Origin of the sequence: Krasilnikovia sp. MM14-A1259 (assembly GCF_047159535.1) — a bacterium.
Taxonomy (GTDB): domain Bacteria; phylum Actinomycetota; class Actinomycetes; order Mycobacteriales; family Micromonosporaceae; genus Actinoplanes.
This window is the reverse complement of record NZ_BAAGAJ010000002.1, coordinates 1,515,391-1,536,221: the sequence shown is the minus strand read 5'-3', so window position 1 is coordinate 1,536,221 and position 20,831 is coordinate 1,515,391. Positions and strand designations below refer to the sequence as shown.

The window sequence follows — 20,831 nt, the reverse complement described above, 5'->3', positions numbered from 1 at the left end:
GGTAGGTAACCTTCAGCCGTCATGGACACCCCCGCGGGCCCGCAGGCCCGCCCCGGGCTAGGGAGCGACGTGGTCACGCAGGCAGGAACCGGACTTGCGCGCATTGCGCTGATGGCGCCCAAGCGCAGGATCGACCTTGCCCTGCCGGAGCATCTGCCGCTGGTGGGGTTGCTCCCGGCGGTGCTGCGCCAGTCGGACGAGGAACCCACGGACGGTGCGGCGCACGGCGGCTGGGCGTTGCGCCGCAGCGACGGCACGCAGCTCGACCTGTCCGGCACGCTCGCCGCGCAGGACGTCCGCGACGGCGAGATGCTGCACCTGGTGCCGCGCCGCGCCGAGTGGCCGGAGCTGTCGTACGACGACCTCACCGAGGCGGTGGCGGCCGGCGCCCGGCTGCGCGGCCGCGCCTGGACCCCGGGGGCCACCCGGCTCACCGGCCTTGTCGTCGCCGGGGTGCTGCTCGCCCTCGGCCTGTTCGCGATCGGTGCCGCCGATCGTCTCGGATGGATCGGCGGGGCGGCCGCGCTGGGCATCGCGGTGGTGCTGCTCGGCGCCGGGATCCTGTTGTCCCGCGCGGTCGGCGACTCGGTGGCCGGCTCGGTCGTCGCCGGGCTTTCCCTGCCGTACGCGCTGGCCGGCGGCGCCCTCGTCATCGCCGGCGGCGAGCCCTGGCACGAGTTCGGTGCGCCGCACGTGCTGCTCGGTTCGGCCGCGGTGCTCATCACGGGCGTACTCGGCCTGCTGGGCGTCGGCGACGGCGGCCGGGTCTTCATCGCCGCCATCTTCGCGGGCGCCCTCGGTGCGGTCGCAGGCGCGCTGGCGTACGGGCCGATGGGCGCCGCGGAGGCGGCCGCGGTCGTCGTGGCCCTTGCGGTCCTAATGCTGCCCGCGATGCCCGCCCTGGCCGTACGCCTGGGCAAGATGCCGATGCCGGTGCTGCCCCGCACCGCCGCGGATCTGGTCCGCGACGACCCGCAGCCCAGCCGCGAGCGGGTCTACCAGGCCACGGCCCGCGCCGACGAGGTCCTCACCGGCATGGTGTTCGGCGCGGCGGCGGTGACGATCGCCGGCCTGGTCGCGCTCTGCAAGGCGGGCACCGTGGCGTCGTTGCTGCTCGGCAGCATCGTCACGCTGGCCTGCCTGCTGCGTGCCCGTCTGGTGCCCACCGTCCGCCAGCGGATCCCGCTGCTGGCCACCGGCCTGACCGGCGTGGCGCTGGTCACGCTGCTGGGCGTGCACGAGCCGGTCGCCCGGGTGCTGGTCCTGGTGCCGGTCGTCCTGGTGGCCGCGACGATCGCGATCACCGCCGGTCGTACCTACAGCCGGCGGCAGCCGTCGCCGCGGGTGGCCCGCCTCGGTGACGTGGCGGACGTGTTGCTGCAGCTGTCGATCGTCCCGGTGGCGTGCAGCGTCCTCGGCCTGTACGCGTTCATGCGGGGCCTGGGCGGCTGATCCGGGTCAGCGCGCGGCGGACTCCGCGCTGGGCCACGGGCCGCCGCGGACCAGGGAGACCACGGCGGCGTCGATGTCGGCGCCGATGAGGAATTCGTCACCCCAGTGCAGGAAGAACACCCGGCCCTGCTCGTCCATGGCGATGACGGCCCCGTCGTCCTCGCTGAACCCCAGCGGGAACACGGCGAAGCCGTAATCGTCGTCGAACCCTTCGGCCCGGTCCGCGAAGAAACCCGCGGTCGTCGGGTAGAGGTGGCTGGTGAACCCGCCGCCGAGTTTGCCGTCGCCGTCGTACTGGGGCAGCACGAGCCCGCCGAACTCGGCCAGGGCCGCCCGCGCGGCCGGGAAGAACGGGAACGGGTCCAGCTGCTCGGCGGTCTCCTGAGCCCAGGCGTCGACGGCCGCGGCGACGTCGCGGCCGGGCGACCATCCGGCATCCACGAGAACCCGGCTGACGTCCGCGGGGAAGCGGTTTCCGGCGGCGCGGGTGGTGGCGTACCGGGCGGCGACCGTCGGGGCCGGCAGGGCCGGCCAGCGGCTGATCTCGCCGGTCTCCCGGTCGATGACGATCTGTGGTCCGCCGGTCACCGCTGGTGGCCGGGTGGGGTCGTCTGATGCGGGAACGACCGGCCACGCGACCCAGCCGAGGTCGAACTCGTGCAGCCCGATCTGCGGCTCGTCCCCGCGCCCCACGCTCATCCAGGCGCGGGCACGGTCCAGGGCCTCATCTCGGGTGATCATCGGCGTCGTCCTCCAGCAAGAGCTGCAAGCCTCACGCCCGGGGCGGGCAGCATTCCGAGGCCAGGATGCCTATCGTAGGCACCGCGCGCTGCCGGAACTCGACACGGCCGCGCACTCAACGGGAGGTTTGTATGCCGTCGCGGCGCGACCAGGTGCAGTCGTACCAGTTCTTCGTGCAACGGCTGACGTCGGCGCTGGTGGCCCGAGAGCCGGACCCCGAGGCCGCTCCGTTCCGGCGCCTCGGCGGCGCGGGGCTGGGCGGCATCATGGTCGCCGTGCTGTGCCTGGCCGCCGCAGGGATCTTCGGCCTGATCCGGCCGGGTGGCTCCACGAGCTGGCAGAAGGGCGATGCGGTCATCGTCGAGAAGGAGACCGGTACGCGGTACGTCTACCGCGACGGCAAGCTGCACCCGGTCGCCAACTACGCGTCGGCACTGCTCGCGCTCGGTGCGTCGAACACCGTCCAGGTGTCGCGCAACTCACTGACCGGCACGGCACGCGGCGCGGTGATCGGCATCCCGAACGCCCCTGACTCTCTGCCCGATCCGGCGCGGATGCTCGACGGACTGTGGACGCTGTGCTCCCAGTCGACCCGCGACGGCGCGGGCGAGAACGTGGCGACCACGGTGCTGACGGTCGGCCGCCGGGTCAACGGCGGGCGCGAGGCCGGTGACCTGGCCCTGCTCGTCCGCGACGACTCCACCAAGACGCTGTATCTCATCTGGCACGACCACCGCTACCAGATCAAGGACGAGCGGACCGTACTCGAAGGCATGTCCCTGACCGGTGCGCCGGTGGTCGTCGCGGGCGGTGCCTGGCTCAACGCCCTGCCCGCCGGTGAGCAGATCGGCGGGCGCGGGGTCAACGGCCGCGGCGAAGCCTCCAACGCGATCCCCAACGGCGTCGTCGGCCGGGTGTATCTGGTGAAGGGCCAGTCGGGTGAGCAGTTCTACCTGGCCAAGTCGCAGGCTCTGGTGCCGCTGACCCAGCTGGAGGCCAGCGTGTTGCTGACCGACCGGCAGACGCGCGACGCATACGGCGGTGGCGAGCCGCATCCCGAGGATCTGGCGGCGGACACCGCGGCCGCGGCGCGGAAGGACAAGCCCGCTTCCGACGGCCGGCTCCGGGCTCCCGCTCCCCAGACGGTCCCGAAGGTTGCCCAGCTGACCGGCGACCAGCCGGCCGTGTGCGCGGAGTACACCCCCGGCACGGAACAGCCGCGGGTGGTGCTGGACGCGCAGATGCAGGCGCTCACCGACCCGGTGCGCACCACGGGGCGGACCGGGGACGGGGTGCCGCTGGCCGACCGGGTCGTGGTCGAGCCCGGCTACGGCGTCCTCGTCTCCGCGATGTCCTCGCCGGATGCCCCCGCGGGCACGCTGAACCTGGTGACCGATCTCGGCTACCGCTACCCACTGGCCTCGGCGGAGGTTGCCACGATGCTCGGATACGGGCAGGTGAAGGCGGTGAAACTGCCCGCGAGCCTGGTCGTACGGCTGCCGAGTGGCCCGGCTCTCGATCCTGTGGCAGCGAAAAATCCGGTTGGTAATGATTGAGGCATTTACCGGTGTGGCGCGGGCTGGCGACAGCGGTTACCGTTCCGCACGACGGGTGGCTTACCCAGGCCATCAACACTGTCCCGGAGGTTCCGGGGCGATCCAGCGAGAACGGGGGTGACCGCCATGTCGCAGATGCAGTCCGATACCCATTTGATGTCGAAGACCGCGGGGGATGTCGAGGGCGTCGCGGATCAACTGACCAGCAGCCTCAACAAGCTCATGGACGAGCTGGCGCCGCTGCAGGACGCGTGGAAGGGTGCCGGTGCCGGTTCCTTCCAGCAGGTGCGTCAGCGCTTCGACGAGGACATGGCCAAGCTGAACGTGGCCCTGCGCGCCGTCGCCGAGGCAGTCGGTTCGGCCGGCAAGGACTACGACGTGAGCGACGACGAGATCCGCTCCGACATGCAGTCCGCGGGCGCGAGTGCCGGTCAGATCACCGCGGCACTGAAGCTCTGACGGGGGGACACAAATGGAGATCAAGTACAACTTCGTGCAGCTGAACGTCGCTGCGGACACCTGCGGCAGCGCGGTGAGCAACATGACCGCACAGCTCGACGGCCTCAAGCAGGGCCTCCAGCCCATGCTGTCGACCTGGGACGGCGACGCCCGCACCGCATACTTCCAGCGGCAGAGCGAGTGGGACAAGGCCGCCGGCGACCTGCGCGACCTGCTCACCGGCATCGAGAAGGCGCTGCGTGAGTCGGCCATGAAGATGCAGGCCCGCGAAGCGGCCAACAAGGCGAAGTTCGACTGAGCACGCCACGTAAAGGAGGCCCGGCGCGTCACGCGCCGGGCCTTCTTCGTGTCTGTGTCCATCTCGGGGCGACGCGGTGTCTGTGTCCCACCCCCGGGGCGACGCGACGCCCCGGTCAGCCCATCGGTGCCGTGGGGACCCGGAAGAACACCTCTTCCGGGTCGTCGGACTCCGCCGGCGGCCGCTCCGGGCCCGTGGCCGTCCGGGTCGGCTGCCAGCGGCGCCGGCGACCGAACTGCGCCAGCAACGCCACCACCGCGACCAGCAGCGCCGCCGCGACCAGGCCCAGTGCCACCCACATGCCGGCCTGACCGATCGTGGCCCAGCGCGCAGCGCGCGCGGCCCGCGCAGGGTCGTTGGGCACCGCGGGCAGCGCCTGCGGGGCCTGCGCCGGGGCATCGGTCAGCCGTTCCGTGACCGCCCGGTACGGGTCCACGACGCCCTGCCCGTAGCCCTGCGCGGCGCCGCCATGAGCCGGATCCGCCGTGGCCAGCAACCGCTGGGTCACCTGCGCGGCGCTCAGCTTCGGCTCGGCGGACCGCATCAGCGCCACGGTCGCGCTGACCATCGGCGTCGCGAAGCTGGTGCCGATCCAATAGTTGTGCCCGCTCACCCGGGTCGCGGCCACCACCTGATCGCCAGGGGCCACGATGTCCACGTACTTTCCGATCTGCGACTTTTCGACCCGGGCGCCGTTCTGGTCGATCGCGCCGACCCCGATCACCCCGTCGTACGCGGCCGGATACGGCACCGGGTCCGGCTTGCCGTTCTGATGCAGGTTTCCCGCCGCGGCGACCAGGACCACGTCCTTGCCGACGGCGTACTTCACCGCGTCCTCGACGACCGGGAAGTTCTGGTAGAGCGTCACCGACAGGTTGATGACCGTGGCGCCGGAGTCCACCGCCTTGCGGATGGCCTCGGCGAACCGCTCGGGAAGGACACTTTCGCCCTGTCCCTTGTCCCCGTCCGCCTCGCGCTCGCTCACCCGGATCGGCAGGATGTCCGCATCCGGGGCGAGGCCGACGAATCCGATGCCCGGCTTCCGCTGGGCCGCGATGATGCTGGCCACCGCGGTGCCGTGCGAGTTGCAGTCGACGTCGCCGCCTGCGCCGTTGCTGAGCATGTCGAAACCACGCTCCACGTGGCCCTTCAACTGCGGATGCGACGCATCCGTGCCCGAATCGATGACCGCGACCCGGACCCCGGCGCCGGTGCTGAACGGCCACACCCGTTCCGGTGCCAGCCACTGCTGCTGCCATGGGGTCTGCGTGATGACTTTGCCCGGCTCGCCCGCGTTCTCGCTGCAGCCCGCCGGGGCGTACCGATGAAACGCGTGCGGCCCGGCAGTGGCCGGAGCCGCGCCCATGAGGCCCAGCACGACGCTCGCCGCGACCACCGCGCCACCGCGCAGAAACATGCTCATCGCGCCACACCTCCCCGTCGTCGCCCGGCGCCTGACGCATCGTAGCCGGGTCCGCCGCATCGCCGGGGGCACCGGAAATCGCTGCGATTAAGTAAGGTCGGAGCGGTCACGCCGCTGGCATCGCCGCAGCGGGCGGCACACGGGGAGGGATGTTATGGACCTGGCGGGTATGCGGGCGCACGCCGATGAGCTGATGGCGCGGTTCCAGCAGATGCGCTCGGGCGTCGGTGACCTCCAGCAGAAACTCAAGGCGGTCCAGGCGACCGTCACCTCCGATGACGGCCTGGTCACCGTGGTGGCCGGGCCCCGCGGGCAGGTCGTCAAGGTCGATTTCGACCCGCGTATCTACCGCCGTCCCAATTCCAAAGAACTCTCCGCGACGGTTACCGACACGATCCGTAAGGCGACCGAAAAAGCGATGTCCCAAGTGGAAGAGCTCATGCGGCCGTTCATGCCGAACTCCGAGTTCCAGGCATACATCGACCATGATCTCGACGGTATCTTTCGACAATTGGACAGCGAACTTCCGAAGGGTGACGAGCGATGAGTGGAGTCGACGACACGTTCCTGGATCCGGCGAAGGCGGCCGGCGGTGCGATGCAGCTCACCCACGCGGGCGAAGACCTTTCCAGCTCGTTCCACCGTCTCGCCGGTGTCATCGACAAGCTGAACGGGGCCAAGCCCTGGGGCACCGACGATCCGGGCAACCAGTTCAACAAGCAGTACCTGGAAAACGGCGCTGAAGCGCCGGCCGCGGCGATGCTGACGGGCGGCAAGAAGGTGGTCGACCTGGTCGGCAGGCTCGGACCGGACGTGCGCGACGCGATCGAGGGCACGGTCGAGATGGACGACCTGGTCGCCAAGTGGTTCGGCGACGACAAGAAGTAACCGTCGGCGAGATCTGACCGGCACGGGGGCAAAGGGGTAGGACGGCTTGGCGGTACCAAATCCGAAGGGCTCACTCGGCGAGTACGGGTGGGTCTGGGATGCCGTCTGCTGGGTCAGCGCGGGCGAGGCATGGCCCACGGGCGACGAAGACAAGATGCGCGAGCTGGCCGACGCGTGGACCCAGCTCGCCGACGCCATCGGCCAGTCGCTCAACAGCGCCGACCCGGCCGTGATGAAGATCCTCGAGGGCTGGGGCGGCGCCGCCGGCCAGGCATTCAACCAGCTGTGGGACCAGATCGGCGTCAGCCCGAACAGCGGCCTGCCCGCCCTTCAGGAGGGCGCATCCGCCATCGGGGCGAGCTGCGACAACGCCGCCATGGAGATCGAGTACGCGAAGCTGACCGTACTGATCTCCGTCATCATCACGGTCATCGCGGTCTTCGTCGCCCTGCTCATGGCGTGGCTCGGCGGTGTGTCCGCGGGTGCCATCCCCGGCATCCTGCAGGCCGGCCGTGAGGCCGTCACCGTCGCGTTCAACCGGCTGCTGGCGGCGCTCGGCCGAAAGATCCTGGTCAAGGGCGCGATGACCGCCCTGAAGAAGGGCGCCGAGAAGGTCATCAAGGATGAGATCAAGCGGGAAGCGCTCAAGGAACTCCGCAAGGAAATCGTCCATGAGGTTGTCGAGGAGGTCCGCGAGGAGCTGATCATCGACCTCGGGGCCCAGGCGTACCAGAACGCCAAAGGCACGCGACATGGCTGGGACAGCAACCGCACACTGACCGCCGCCGCGGGTGGCGCGATCGGAGGCGGTCTCGGCGTAGGCGTGGGCAAGCTCGCCCCGAAGTTGCCGATCAAGGTCAAGATGCCGTCGACCAACTTCCGCGGCGGCGGCCTGATCCGGTGGGGCGGCACCACGATCGGCTCCGGCCTGCAGAACGCCGTCATCTCGCCCGCGGCCAGCGTGCTCTCCAACGGTCTCGTCAATCACCAGTGGCAGATGCCCGGCGCCAGCGACTTCCTCGGCGGGTTCGCCGGCGGCGCGGGCCGCGTCGGCGCGACCGGCGCGGGCCACACCCTCGGCGCCGGCGCCGGCTACGTCCACAACCTGATCAACGTCGGTGGTGGCGCTGCCGCACCGACGGGTGGCACCGGCAGCGTCGAGGTCGGCGCGGGCGGCGTCAACACAGTCAACGGTGGCGGGCTCGACCTGAGTGGGATCGGCGCAGGCGGGACCACCGATTCGGGTACGGGTGCCGGTGCGTCCTCCGGATCCGCGGCCGGCTCCGGGTCGACGTCGTCCGGCGGCGCCGGCTCGACCGCGTCGGGCGGGTCCTCGGGCGGTTCGTCTGCTTCAGGTGGGTCTGGAGCTTCCGGGTCGTCTGCTTCGGGCGGTTCCTCCGGCGGTGCCGGTTCGTCCGCTTCAGGTGGGTCTTCTGGAGCTTCCGGCTCATCTGCATCTGGCGGTGCCGGGTCGGGCTCATCCGCAGGTTCGGGTTCGTCTGCGGGGTCGGGTGCCACTGCGGGTCCTGGATCGGGTTCCGCCGGCAGTTCGGCCGCGGGTTCCGGATCGGGTTCCGCCGGCAGTTCGGCCCCGGGTTCTGGATCGGGTTCCGCCGGCAGTTCGGCCGCGGGTTCCGGATCGGCGGCCGGAGCCGGTTCGGCAGCAGGGTCGGTCTCAGCCGGCGGGTCAGGTCCGTCGACGGGGTCGGTCTCGGTGCCGAGCCCGGCAGCCGACGGCGGGTCGTCCGGTGGGTCCGGTTCCACCGGGGATTCCGGAGCGTCGGCGGGTTCGGGCACCGCGGCGGGCTCGGGCGCCACCGGCGGCTCGGCCTCCACAGGGGACCCGGGTTCGTCGGTCAGCTCCACATCCGACGGCGCCGGGGCGCAGGGAGATGCGGGTGCGGCTGCTCCTGCGCCCGCCACGAACGGCCAGGGGCAGGTCCACGTCCCGGCAGGCGACGGCCCGGCAGCGGTGAACACCGACTCTGCTGCCGGCTCTCATTCCTCCGGCGGAAGCGATGCGTCGCCTGGCACCGGTTCGTCCTCGACAAATGGGGCCGGCCCGAACACGCAGCCCGGCTCGCATTCCGCCGGCTCACATTCGTCCGGCACGGCGAACACGTCCGCCGGTGCGGGCTCGTCCGCGGGAACATCCGGTTCCGGCGCCGCGTCCAACGGCGGGGCGGGATCCGGGGCAACGACGACGCATGCCACGACGTCGGACGGAGGCTTCGGCGCGTCCACGCCGGCCCTGGTGCCTGCAGGCACCGCCGGTTCGCCCGCGGGTGGCGTACCCGTGGCGGGTGGGCCCGGAACGGTCACGGCAGGCCCTGCCGTCGGCGCGGGTCCGGTGGCGGCCAACGCGGGCCCCACGCCCGGCACCGCAGGTCCGGTTGCGGGAGTGACCGGGACCGCGGGGGTCACCGCCACCCCAGGCGGGCCGACGGCGACAACGACCACGGGTCCCACGACAGGTTCCGGTCCCGCAGGTCCCACGACGACAGCGACCAGCGGGTCTGCCACGACGTCGACAACGACCACCGGCTCGACCACAACCGGCACAGCGAACACGGGAACGACGAACACAGGCGCCGCGAACCCGGGTGCGACCGGGACGTCGAGTTCGGGCACCACCTCCACCGGTGGCCGGACCGCCCCGAACGGTGCCGGCGGCACCTCGGACAACAACGCGAGGTCGGCGCCTTCCACGGGATCCGTCTCCGTCGCACCGACCACCTCCACGGGGAGTGTCGACACCGAGACCACCGCAACGACCGACCACGGCCTCTCGGACGCCGATGGCACCACGTCTGACTCCACGACTCGCGGCGTTCCCGAGGGCGTGCCGGTCGGAGCGGGCCCGGTCGACGCCACATCGGACTCCTCCACCCCCGGCCACCCCGATGCAGACCCGACAAACAATCCCGGCGACACGGACACGCGGGGAGCCACGGACCATCGCGGCGCCGACAGCGGTGTAGCCGCGGATCAGCGTGGCCCGGACGCCAGTGCAGCTACTGATCAGCGCGGCCCAGACAGCCGTACGGCTACTGATCAGCATGCATCGGACAGCGGCTCCGCGCTGGATCGCACTGGCCCTGACAGCAATTCAGGGTCGGATCAGCGTGGCCCTGCCGGCGACACGACGTCGGACCACCGTGGGCACACCGACCCGGCATCGGGTCGCTCCGATGCTCAGGGCGGGAGGGACACGAACGCACAGCCCGGCGCCACGAACACGACGTCTGACACACATACCTCCTCCGGGCAAGACACCTACGCGGCCACGGACATCTCGTCGGGGCGGGACGGCACCACGGAAACCCTGTCCGGGCGCCATTCCCACGCCGCCACGGACACCCCATCGGGGCATGACACCAACGCCGCCGGCCCGGAAACCGACTCGAGGCAACACTCCGACGGCAGTCGCGACGCCGACTTCCGCCATGGCCACGACACCACGTCCGGCACCCACCACGACGGGACGTCGGAGCATCACGATCAGCGGAACACGGACCACTCCACAGGGGACGGCCCGGGCCTTGTGGTGCCCGTACCTGTGTTGTCCGGAACGCACGGCCATGGCCATGCCGGCGGTGCCGACCCCAACACCTTCCGGCGCTCGACCGGGCGGACCGCCAACGGTACGAACAGCTGGCAGCTCGACTCGACCACGACCGACGCGGACCCGAACAGTGCGGAAGCGGAACAGGCGCTGATCGACGCATCACGGACGCTCGCCGAGCGCGCCCGCCTCGAGGTGAGCCAGAACGACATCCCGAAGCGGCAACGGCCCGGCATGGGTGGCGCGCTGCTGACCTCGGACGGCGACATCCACATCCACAGCAGCATGCTGCCGAACCGCAGTCGCACCCCGCACGTGCAGCCGACGGTGCACCCGCTGGCGCAGGCGGCCCTCGGCCGGGTCCTGAACAATGTGTCCCGCCCCGGTGCCGGACATGGCAAATGCGCCGAGGTGGCACTCGTCTCCGACCAGCTCTACGCCATTGAGGGCCGCTGGAACGCTGCCGGGCAACCCGGGAACCTGCTCGACTTCGCACTCGGAGAGCTCGACGGTTCCAAGATCGTCACCCATCAGCTCGGTACCAACACCAGCGAGGGACAGACCTACCACGACGGCGACTATCGCGCGCCGTGCCGTAGCTGCACCGAATTCCTCCCCGAATTCGGCGTCGAACCGATCGTCGATCACGGCCGTATGCCGGGTCAGTGGACCAGGCCTGCGGAAACCGGCGCGCTGGGCAACGGTCAGCCGCTCGTCGACACCCGGCCCACCGGGCCGGAGGGGCTTATCCCGCCCACCGACGTCGACCAGCATGCGCTCGACAACGAGGTGCCGCGGAACGCCGACGGCCGGCCAGCCGTCCACCCGGATCCGCGTACAGGCAACTGGGCCGGCCTTGTCAACGACGGCGGACCGACCAACCCGGGCCGCAACAGCAACTGCCCGGACGTCGGCCTGTCCGTGCTGTCCACCTGGTACGGCGACCCGCAGGTCGCCGGTGCCGTGGCGCAGCAGAACGGGCTGGAGGCCAACAGCACCGCCCGCCAGGAGCAGTGGCTCGGCACCAGCTTCGACTACCGCGGTGCGGGTGTCGACGGGCTGGATGCGGTAGCGAACCAGCTCCGGCAGGCCGGGCCTGGCTCGTCCGCGCTCATCATCTCCAGCTGGAACGACGGAGGCCCGGCACACACCTGGAACGCGGTCAACGTCGACGGCACCGTGGTGTGGGTCGACGGCCAGACCCGCGAGGTCAGCGACACCGGACCGATCTACACGAGCGAGGTCGAGAACACCTGGTCGATCACGCTGGACGCGGACGGGAACCCGTACCACCCTGATTCGGTGGATCCGGCCGTACCGACGGTCAACACCGCGTCTACCGACGGCAACCACCATCAGACCTCCGACCACCACGACGGAGTCGGGGATCAGCATGGATCCGACGCCGACTCGCCGCACAGTCACGACGACACGACCGGCCCGGATCGCCACGGGTCGCAGCCGGACACGGACGCTTCGCCGCATGGCGACGCGACCGTTCCCGACTCCGATACTGCGCCATACGATCCCGCGCACGACACGGGCACCTATTTCGACTCGCTCGATGCCGGATTCCAGCAGGAGGTGCTCGACGGCATCGCTGCGGCCAAGCAGGACGCCAACCGCGTCCTCGACACGCTCAACGAGATCGTTTCCCGCGTCAACGGTGATCACTCCTTGGCCGGCCCGGACATGCTGACGCCGGTGGGCGAGGAGAACCGGGTCAAGGGCGCCGAATCGATTGCTCGAAAGTTCAACGCGGAGCACCGGGCCCTCGGCCAGGATGTGAAAACCGCGCTCGGCAAGATGAACGACGTAGTCCGGTTCTCGGTGCGGTCGCCCGAGTCCGAGGCATATGGACCTGCGGTGGAGCAGGTTCTCCGAAGCCTTGAGGCGAGCGGCTACCAGGTCGGCAAACTGAAGAACTTCTGGCGAGCGGGAAACCGCTTCTACGGTCTGAACTGCACCGTCACCTCTCCTGCCACGCCGCAGTCCCCGAACGGCCGTGTGTTCGAGTTGCAGTTCCCGACGGCGACCAGCAAGGCCATTGGAAACCAGACACATGAGGCGTACGAGATTGCCCGGGATCGGAACGTCTCCCCGAGTGAGCGGATCCACGCCTTCCTGGACATCCTCGCAATCAACCGGAATTTCGGTGCTGCCGAGCACATGCCCGGCGGCATGGAGGGTCGGGACGTCATCCCGGCTGCGAAGGACAAGAGCCTGGCGAGTTGGCTCAATGAGGCCGACACTTCCGAACTCGCAGCGGGTTACCGGAACTGGTCGGAGGAAACCGGTAGTACCTTCTCTGAAGCGCTTACGGAGCGCGGACTGGATTGGTCTGACCTTCCTGGTCTGGACCCGGCAACGCTGGAGAGCGGCAATGGACCTGCTGAAGTTCGGGTACCACCTGGTGTACGAGCCGGGGGACCAGGACGAGAATCCGATCCAACCCGGGGAAGCCCCGCTGAACCTGATAGCAGTGGGCGTCTCGTCGGGCCCGCTGCCGGCCGTGGTGTGGGACTATCCGACGCGGGAGTGGACCTTCCAGCCGGAGGTCGCGATAGCGATGCTCTACATCAACTCGGACGACCATCGGACCCGGCGGGTGGATCGGGAGACGGCGGAGCGCGAGGCGTTGAGGTTCGCGACGAAGCCGTTGCCGAGCGTGGCGGAGTTGACGGCGATCTGCCGGGCGGCAATCTCGAGCTGACTCCTACTAACCCAGTCGGGGCACCGGCCGACGTTGCGAATGATGCGGTGACAGCTGTGCATGTCGGCCCGTCCGACACGACCGTGGGTGGCGAGGGGGCTCTAGGTGCGGAGACACAGGGAGATGAGCGGAATGACCGAGACGGAGCTGCCGGACGGTCGGTACATCCGTTGGCAGGGTCGGCTGCATCCGGCCTATCCAACCTCCAGTCCGCCGAAGACGGTCCTCGTGCATCTGAGCCCGGAGGAGCAGGTGTCGGACCGGTACCAGCGGGACGGCCGGAGGCCGGAACGGATCTTCATCCCGAAGTCGGAGCTCGAGGAGTACTTCGAGCTGACGACGTACTGCGAATGGCAGGGGATCCGCTCGAGGGTCGAGTGGACGAGCACCCCGGATCGGATCGTGGTGACAGCCTCCCTGATCGGCTCGGAGCGGGCAGCGATACTGGGCATGACTCCGACGTACGAACGGGGGGTCTACATGAAGGAAGTTCCGGTGAGCGAGCTGACCTACCTGCAGCAGGAGCGGTCGGACATTCCGCTGGACTGAACGGCCCTGCGGCCGGCGAGGTTCCCGCGCCACCCATCAACGTCGCCCCAGACGGGACGGTCGCACTGGCCGACGGCACGCGTGTCCGCCCCGAATGGTCGCGGCAGGCTCTCGCGGGCCGCGCGTCGTTCGAGGCTTCGTTGCCGAGCCGCCTGCCTGCCGACATGACCACCCAGGAGTGGACGCAGGTCCGCACCACCGCACCACGACACCTCACCCCGGAGCAGGTCTCCCTGATCCGGAGCATCCGGGACGGAGTGGAGACACCCCCGGACGTGCCGGTGCAGCGCGCCATGCCGGCCGAGACGCTGCGGAACTACCTGTCCAACACTCGGATACCGGGTATTTTCCACCCTGCCGAGACCCGCGGTTTCACCTCGCGCTATGCGGACACGCAGATGCTCACGACGCCGGCCGAGGTGCACGAAGGGCTGCGGCTGGACTACACCGACGAGGGATACGTCGATCGCAACGGCCGGGCGCCGTACCTGCCGGGCGACGAGGGCGTCGCAGTGATTCGGTTCGCCCTGGACAGCCCTGCCGACCTGTCCATTCCGTACGGTGGCCCGACACCCGAGGACCGCGCGGCCATCGGCGGATCTGAGGAGCAAGCCGCGCCGTTCACCGGAAATGGGTTCACGGGCAGCGCGCATCACGACGTGCCCGAGTTCACCCTGAGCCCCACGTCGATTCCGCACGACGCCGAGATCTATCTCCTGGATCGGAACGGCAATGAGACATTGCTGGGCCGGTTCGACGAGGCCGACGGCTGGATCGCCACCGACGCGGGTCAGGCCATCCTCGATAACACCGGCTGGCCGGCGACGGTGTCCGACACCACGGCGTCCAGTGTGGACCCGTCCAGTGCCCCGATTGAGGCGGAGACACAGAGGGGTGAGCGCGATGACCTCTGGTCCCTGACCGTGCCGGAGGGAGGATCTACCTATGACGGAGGAACAGGCGCTGGCCCTGGTCACCCGGCTGCTGGGCACCCGGCATCAGGTGACTCTGCACCCGTTCGAGTTCGGCTGGCTGGCGCATCCGAGGCTGTCCGAGGAGGAGCGGTCCCAGAGCAGAGGTCTGGGGCCGGGGATCCTCATCATCGACCGGGACGGGACGGTGACGGTCCATCCCAGCTTGTCGACACGGATTCTGATGCGCCGGTACGCGCAGGCGCGCCGGGAGGGCCGGATCATCGGCCGCCAGGTGTGGCCGGAGGCGGACCCAACGACCTGACCGGCGGAGAACCACACTCCGGGGACGGACCGGACCTGCGCCGGGCCGCTGCTGGAACGACGTTCGGCGGGGCGTTGCTCGACGCCGATCCGGCGCGGACGTCCGCCGCCGTCGACCAGGCGCTACGGGATGGGCTGCTGCCCGCCGGGGCCACTGTCGACCCGGACGCCCGGGTCGTCACGATTGCCACGCCGAACGGGTCCTACCGCGTCGAGCTGGAGCTGACCGCGGTCCCGGACGGGACTACCGTGGCGCCGGTCGCCACGGTGCACCTGGGCGCGGACTCGGCGACCGTACGGATCTCCACGTCCGCCCACCCGGATCACGTCCGCCGCGCTGTCGCCTCCGCGCTGGCCGAAACCGACTTCGTGGCTCAGCAGCGTGCGGTCGACGTGCGGGTCGACGCGACGTCTGCGCTGGCCGAGGGGTCACGCGAGCGGGTCATCACCGCGCGGGACGCGGGACGGCTGGCCGAGCTGCAGGCGGTCGCCGCCGACCTCCAGGCCACGACCGACCCCGGGCGGCGGGCACAACTGGAAGCGGACGCGGCCGGTCTGCTCGTCTCGGCGGGCCTGCTGGAACAGACGCCGTCTCATCCCGTACACGGGCTGAACGACAACGTGCCCCAGGTCGGGCCGGACGCCGTGCAAGCGCGCCTCGAGCTGATCGGCGGGCACCTCGACCCGGCGCAGTTCGCGGCGGTGACCGGCCTGATGGCCGGTGCCGCGGCGGCCGACGGTCTGGCCGCGGCCGTCCGGGTCACCCAGTCCGAGGTACGGGCGGACGCCCGCGCGTGGGCCCGCGAGGCGACGAGACTGCGCAATGAGGCCGATGTGGCCCTGACCGCCCACGTCGATGTCGCGCTGGACGCCGACCCCGGGCATGTGTTCAAGCGGCTGGTCATCGGTGGGGGCTGGGCGGCTACCGCCGACTTCGTCACGATGCGCGTTCCCGGGCACACCGGTGCCGACGGGCTGCCTCCGGTGCTCTGCCTGTCGCAGGGCCACGACCCGTGGGGTGGCCGCCAGGACCTGCTGATGGGCCAGGTGCCCACGGAGCTTGAGATTCCAGGGTTGCCGTTCCAGCCGGCCGACCTGGCGGAACGGCCCTCAACGGACCCGAGTGCCAGGCCTGAAGATGCCCGCCCCAGCGACACCGGCTTCACGCCCTCGGACGTGTTCGCTGACGCGGTCGGTGCCGCGCGGGCGCTGTCCGGCATGCCTACGTACCAGGGCTTGGCGACCAGCATCGAGGCGCAACCGGAGGCCGATGCTGCGGGATGGCCGGACGGCGCCCGGTACAAGGTCACTGTGGGCAGCCGCACGTTCTGGGCGGGCTCGGTCGACATCGCCAGCGGCCCCGGCACCCCCCGGGTTGCTTCACCTGCCACTCCAACGGGCCGGTATGTGGACCCGGCCTCCGGGTACAGCGTGGATCGTGGCGGGAGTGCCCCGGTGTTCCGGGACTCGTCCGGCGTGGTCGTCGATCCGGCGGACATGCCCGCCAGTGCCCGGGTGGTGCTCGACGCCCCGGTGCGTGGTGGCCTCAGGTCGCCGCTGCTCGCCGATACCGGTGGGCGGCTCACCGACCCGCGGATCATCGACCCGGCTTCCGGGTACGCCGTCGATGCGGCGACGCAGCAGGCATTCGAGCCTGACGGCACGCCGGTTACGCCCGAGTCTCTTCCCGCTGAAATCCGTGCACGACTGGGCTTCGACGCTGACGGTGTGTTCACCGATCCCCGGCCGGAGCAGCCCACGGTGGTTGACTTCGGAGGTCAGAATCTCGCGGACGCCTACCGGCCCGGTGATCATGTTCTGGTGTTCGGGGCCGGCGCGTCCGGGGCGTGGGACATCGAGCAGGCGGTCGCCTCCCCGGCCGAGCACGTCTCCTGGGTGTCGGAGTCCAATTTCGATGGCGGCTACAACCGGCGGAACACGCTGCCCGGCGTGGGCGCGTACGCCGTGCTGGACCAGGTCCAACAGTCGGTGAACCAGCTCACGTCAGTGCAGCACACTGTCGACGGGCGATTCCTCGTCACGTTCACGGACGGCAGCCAGGCCCAGTTCGACCGGGTCGTCTTCTCCATCGGACAGGAGCCGAGCCTGCCTGGTGGATCAGGCGCCCTCGTCCAGGACCACGACCTCAGGCCCATCATCGGTCCCGCTGTGGCTGACGGCCCGGAAAATCCGCTCCGTGACGTGCTCGGCCTCTCCGACGGCGCCGGCCTGCGCGTTCTCGGTGCGGCAATCGCCAATCCGACGGTGCAGGGCCAGCTCGGCTCGCGCCAGGAGGCCGTTGCCAACGCGATGAAAGTCCAGGCGGAGGCGCTGCCTCAGGACTCCCGACGTATCGTGCCCAGCATTCGGTTCCATGCCCAGCGCATCGCCGAGGCCAATCGTGCGGCGGTCCCGCCCGTCCAGCAGCGTTCCGGCGGCCCGGACGGTGCGGGCTCAGACGGTGCCGAAGGTCGGCGGGGCGCCCTCGTCGAGCCATTCGCGGCGCATCCAGCGGAAGGGCCCGTAGCGTTCGTTGAGACGGGTGCCGAACTCGGGAATGTAGATGTCGAACGGCGATCGTCCGTCGATGTCGACCCCTTCGCCGTACGGAATGAAGGGGGTGTTCCGGTCGAATCCCAGCCACTGGAGGTTGGGCAGTCGGGTGGGAGCAGCCTCGGCGAGGGCTTCGGCGCCGGCCTCGCCGACAGCGCAGTTGGTGAGGTTGAGCCAGCGGAGTCTGTGCAGGTGTTCCGAGGCGATCAAGGCGCTGAGGCCGCGGTCGCCGATTCTGCAGTCCTTCAGCGAGATGCTGACGAGTTGGCCGAGCACCGGGCTGGCGGCGAGCCGGGTAACAAGGTCGGCATCGACGTTCTTGAGGATGGCGTGGCGGACGGGAACCCGTTCACGGAGGGTGGCCCCGTTCGCCAGGAAGTCGACGCCGCGCATCGTGACCGCCTCGGGGAAGCCGCAGACGAGGTCGAAATCCCGCACCAGGTCGGCGATCGGGGCGCCGAGCCGGCCGCCGATGCGCTGCTCGAGCAGGAATCCGTGGCGGTAGGCACGGGCGATTTCGTCGGGCCAGGGTTTGACGCCGAGGTGGGTCTCGAGGCGGATGTGTTCGCGGCGGGTGAAGTCGATCTGCGCGCGGATCAGCTCGGCGTGGTCGGGGTCGCGGGTCTCGATGGCGTCGGCGTAGGCCAGCCGCAGGTCGAGGTCGTCGGGGGCGGCCAGGATGGCGGCGTACAGGTCGGCGGGGTCGGTCATGACGCGAGCGTAACGACGGACGGCGCGGCCGGACGGATCACGGCCGCCGCCGTGCCGGGTTCGACATTCCACGGTCACGGCCGGGCCGCCGCGGACCCGCAGGCCGTGCTCGACACGGCCCGGGCCGTGCTGCCCGGGCTGGCCGAGGTCGCCGAGGTCTTCTCGATCATCGAGATCACCCCAGGCAACTTCGAGGTACGCCCGTACGGCGCCGGCGGGCTGCGGGTGCGGCTGGAGACCGGCCCGCTGAGCGTTGACGTGGTGGCGCAGACCGTCCGCGACGCCGACGGCGACTACACGCTGACCGTTTCGGACCGCGCTGCCGATCCGACGATCGCCCGCGCCCTGGCGCACGAGATCGCCGAGCTGAACGCGCTGCACACCACGTCGCTCATCGCGACCGGCCCGCTCGACGGCGGGCCGGTCGGGCCGATCGACCCGGCCGGGCTCACCGCCCACGACCGGGGACGGCTGGCCGAGATCCGGGTGCTGGCGGAGGAGCACGCCCATGCGGATCCCGCCGGGCAGGTGACGATCCGCTCGGAGCTGGACGCGCTGGCCGAGCATCTCGGGCTGCGGTCGATCGATCCGGCCTCGTCGGCGCGCTGGTCGTTGTTGCCCGCCGATCTGCACACCACGATGCGCCGGCTCACCACACCGGCGATCACGTCGGCGTACGCGGAGCACATCTGGACGACGCTGCCGAACAACGTCAGTGAGCACTTCCGGCAGATCGACTACCGCAGCAGGCTGACCAGCGGCGGGCAGACCCTGTCCGATGCGGACATCGCGGCCCGCCTGCGCGAACTCAGCATCAACGGGGAGAACGCGCAGAACAGCGCGCCCCGGCTGGCCGAGTACGCGGGCCAGTTCCTCCACCTGCCCGGCCCTCTGGTGAACGCCATCGGCCAGGTGGATCCGCAGCTGGCCGCCCGGGTTGCCACCGAGGGCGTGTACGTCAACCTCAACGGACGCGTGGACCTGCGCGCGTACGCGCTGGACAGCGTCTCGGACATCGACATCAGCAGCGGTGTGCCCAGGTTCGATCTGACGACGCCGGAGGGCCGCAGCGCCCAGCTCGTGGAGGACCGGGCGCGCGCCGAGTCGGCCCTGCGGACGAACCAGAACACCCAGGCCGCGGCGTCCGCGTTGCTGGCGACCAACAGCCTGCACTACGCCAACGACGCCCGGACGATGTTCCTGGTGCCCGACGTGCTGACGGCCGCCATCGCCCAGGTGGCGCCGCCGCCGGTGGTGGTGGCCCACGAGGCGACGGCCACCTCGGACACGGCCGCGTCGGTCACGGCGACGGCGGACCGGGTCAGCCTGCCCACCCCGGAGCCGCACCGGTCGGCGCCGACGTACGGCCGTCCCGCGGACGCCTCCGGCCAGCACGTTCCGCTGTTCGACGGGACACCGGTGCGGGAACAGGTGGCCCAGGGCGCCCTCGGTGACTGCGGCATGCTCGCCACGGTCGCCGCCGTGGTCGGGCACCGGCCCCAGCTGATGAGCCACCTGATCCAGCCGAACCCCGACGGCACCGTCGACGTGGTGCTGCATGACAGCAGCATGCCGGGCACCACCACCACGGCGACCGGACGCGAGCTGCGCATCACGGTCTCCCCCGACATGCCGTCCTACGGCGCGTCACCGGCCGACTCCGCGTACGCGCGGCAGCAGGCCGTCCGGTCGGCGTGGGCGTCCACGGTGGAGAAGGCGCTCGCGGCGGTCGACCGTACCTGGAGCAACGCCCGCCGCGACCTGTGGCAGAGCACGTGGACGGGCTGGACCAACCCGACGGCGCCGAACGCCGCCGCGCCGCTCGGGTACGGCCGAATGAATGTGGGCAGCGTCCCGAGTCTGTGGGCGGAGTTGCTGACTCAGCTCACGGGCGAGTCCGCGCACACCGGCAGCTTCGACCTGACGCCGGGCACCGAACCGGCCACCGAGGCGTGGCTCAGCAGCAGGCTGGCTGCGGGAAGCCCGATCATCGTCAGCACCAAGGGGATGGCCGAATACCCCGCCCCGATGCAGGTCGCGCTGCCGTTCAACCTGCGGGCCGGTCATGCGTACGAGCTGATCGGGGTCGGCAACGGCCAGGTGCAGCTGCGCAACCCGTGGAACACGGAGCATCCGGCGGCGATGCCGATCCGTCAGTTCCTGGATCTGATGGCGAACGACTTCGCGTACCTCGGCGTGCAGACCGCCACACCGCCGACGCCGGCGTTCGCGGGTCCGCAGCCACCGGTGACCGGTCCTGCCGGTCCGCAGGCGCGGTCTGGCGGCCTGCACCCCGCCGACATGCCTGGCGGCGTCCACCCCGCCGACATGCATACCGGCCTGCACCCCGCCGACATGCCGATGAGCGCCCCGGCGCCGGACGCCGGGATGGGTCCGCACGACGCCGCGGGCCGGATCCACATCGACAAGCACGGCTATTCGTTCGTCTACTTCGCGGTCATGACCGTCGACGGGACGGTGGAGGGCCTGACCGTGGTCGAGGTGGCCGAGGGCGGCCCGAGATCCGCGCGGTGGATGGCGGACCCGTACGCCCAGGGCAGGGGCGGAGAACGTGCAGTGAGTCGTGCGGAGGCGGAAGGGATCGCGATCGACGTGCTCGGGTTCCCGCTGCCGGACGAGGCGACGTTGCATGGAATGCTGGACGGATGACACAGGCGGGAGGGGCTC

9 protein-coding genes are annotated in these 20,831 nt (G+C 70.5%); 7 read left to right on the top strand and 2 right to left on the bottom strand.

Translation table 11 applies throughout. The features are described 5' to 3' along the window. Positions 1-69 precede the first annotated feature (69 nt). The gene (gene eccD, locus ACMCNK_RS06610) at positions 70-1,452 is read left to right on the top strand and encodes a type VII secretion integral membrane protein EccD (RefSeq protein WP_412740766.1); all 1,383 of its coding nucleotides are present in this window, start codon (positions 70-72) and stop codon (positions 1,450-1,452) included. A 6-nt stretch (positions 1,453-1,458) separates the two neighbouring features. On the opposite strand, the gene ACMCNK_RS06605 is transcribed toward eccD, so the two are convergent. Further along, entirely contained in the window at positions 1,459-2,193 is a 735-nt protein-coding gene (locus tag ACMCNK_RS06605) for an SUKH-3 domain-containing protein (RefSeq protein WP_412735492.1), read from the bottom strand. Positions 2,194-2,324: 131 nt separating this feature from the next. Here ACMCNK_RS06605 and eccB point away from each other — a divergent pair, with 131 nt between their 5' ends. From eccB to ACMCNK_RS06590, 3 genes are all read left to right on the top strand, one after another. After that, entirely contained in the window at positions 2,325-3,749 is a 1,425-nt protein-coding gene (gene eccB / locus ACMCNK_RS06600) for a type VII secretion protein EccB (RefSeq protein WP_412735491.1), read from the top strand. 126 nt (positions 3,750-3,875) lie between these two features. Continuing rightward, positions 3,876-4,208 carry a WXG100 family type VII secretion target gene (locus tag ACMCNK_RS06595; protein ID WP_412740765.1) on the top strand — a complete coding sequence of 111 codons (333 nt, stop codon included), beginning with the start codon at positions 3,876-3,878 and terminating at the stop codon, positions 4,206-4,208. 13 nt (positions 4,209-4,221) lie between these two features. Further along, a complete protein-coding gene (locus ACMCNK_RS06590) occupies positions 4,222-4,506 on the top strand; it encodes a WXG100 family type VII secretion target (protein ID WP_412735490.1) in 285 nt (94 codons plus the stop codon). A 115-nt stretch (positions 4,507-4,621) separates the two neighbouring features. Here ACMCNK_RS06590 and mycP read toward each other — a convergent pair whose 3' ends face one another. Then, positions 4,622-5,929, bottom strand: coding sequence for a type VII secretion-associated serine protease mycosin (gene mycP, locus ACMCNK_RS06585; protein ID WP_412735489.1), 1,308 nt, complete (start codon positions 5,927-5,929; stop codon positions 4,622-4,624). Between the two features lie 154 nt (positions 5,930-6,083). Here mycP and ACMCNK_RS06580 point away from each other — a divergent pair, with 154 nt between their 5' ends. From ACMCNK_RS06580 to ACMCNK_RS06570, 3 genes are all read left to right on the top strand, one after another. Further along, positions 6,084-6,476, top strand: a complete 393-nt coding sequence (locus ACMCNK_RS06580) for a YbaB/EbfC family nucleoid-associated protein (RefSeq protein ID WP_412735488.1) — start codon at positions 6,084-6,086, stop codon at positions 6,474-6,476. After that, the gene (locus tag ACMCNK_RS06575) at positions 6,473-6,817 is read left to right on the top strand and encodes a hypothetical protein (protein ID WP_412735487.1); all 345 of its coding nucleotides are present in this window, start codon (positions 6,473-6,475) and stop codon (positions 6,815-6,817) included. Before ACMCNK_RS06580 ends, ACMCNK_RS06575 begins: the two co-directional genes overlap by 4 nt. Positions 6,818-6,971: 154 nt before the next feature. Then, a complete protein-coding gene (locus ACMCNK_RS06570; protein ID WP_412741086.1) occupies positions 6,972-20,813 on the top strand; it encodes a toxin glutamine deamidase domain-containing protein in 13,842 nt (4,613 codons plus the stop codon). The last annotated feature ends 18 nt before the right edge of the window (positions 20,814-20,831 follow it).

Bases quoted from the DNA above. Each gene is read 5' to 3' on its own strand.
- mycP (WP_412735489.1), bottom strand. From the start codon at position 5,929: ATGAGCATGTTTCTGCGCGGTGGCGCGGTGGTCGCGGCGAGCGTCGTG.
- ACMCNK_RS06605 (WP_412735492.1), bottom strand. From the start codon at position 2,193: ATGATCACCCGAGATGAGGCCCTGGACCGTGCCCGCGCCTGGATGAGC.
- ACMCNK_RS06580 (WP_412735488.1), top strand. From the start codon at position 6,084: ATGGACCTGGCGGGTATGCGGGCGCACGCCGATGAGCTGATGGCGCGG.
- ACMCNK_RS06575 (WP_412735487.1), top strand. From the start codon at position 6,473: ATGAGTGGAGTCGACGACACGTTCCTGGATCCGGCGAAGGCGGCCGGC.
- ACMCNK_RS06590 (WP_412735490.1), top strand. From the start codon at position 4,222: ATGGAGATCAAGTACAACTTCGTGCAGCTGAACGTCGCTGCGGACACC.
- ACMCNK_RS06570 (WP_412741086.1), top strand. From the start codon at position 6,972: ATGCGCGAGCTGGCCGACGCGTGGACCCAGCTCGCCGACGCCATCGGC.
- eccB (WP_412735491.1), top strand. From the start codon at position 2,325: ATGCCGTCGCGGCGCGACCAGGTGCAGTCGTACCAGTTCTTCGTGCAA.
- ACMCNK_RS06595 (WP_412740765.1), top strand. From the start codon at position 3,876: ATGTCGCAGATGCAGTCCGATACCCATTTGATGTCGAAGACCGCGGGG.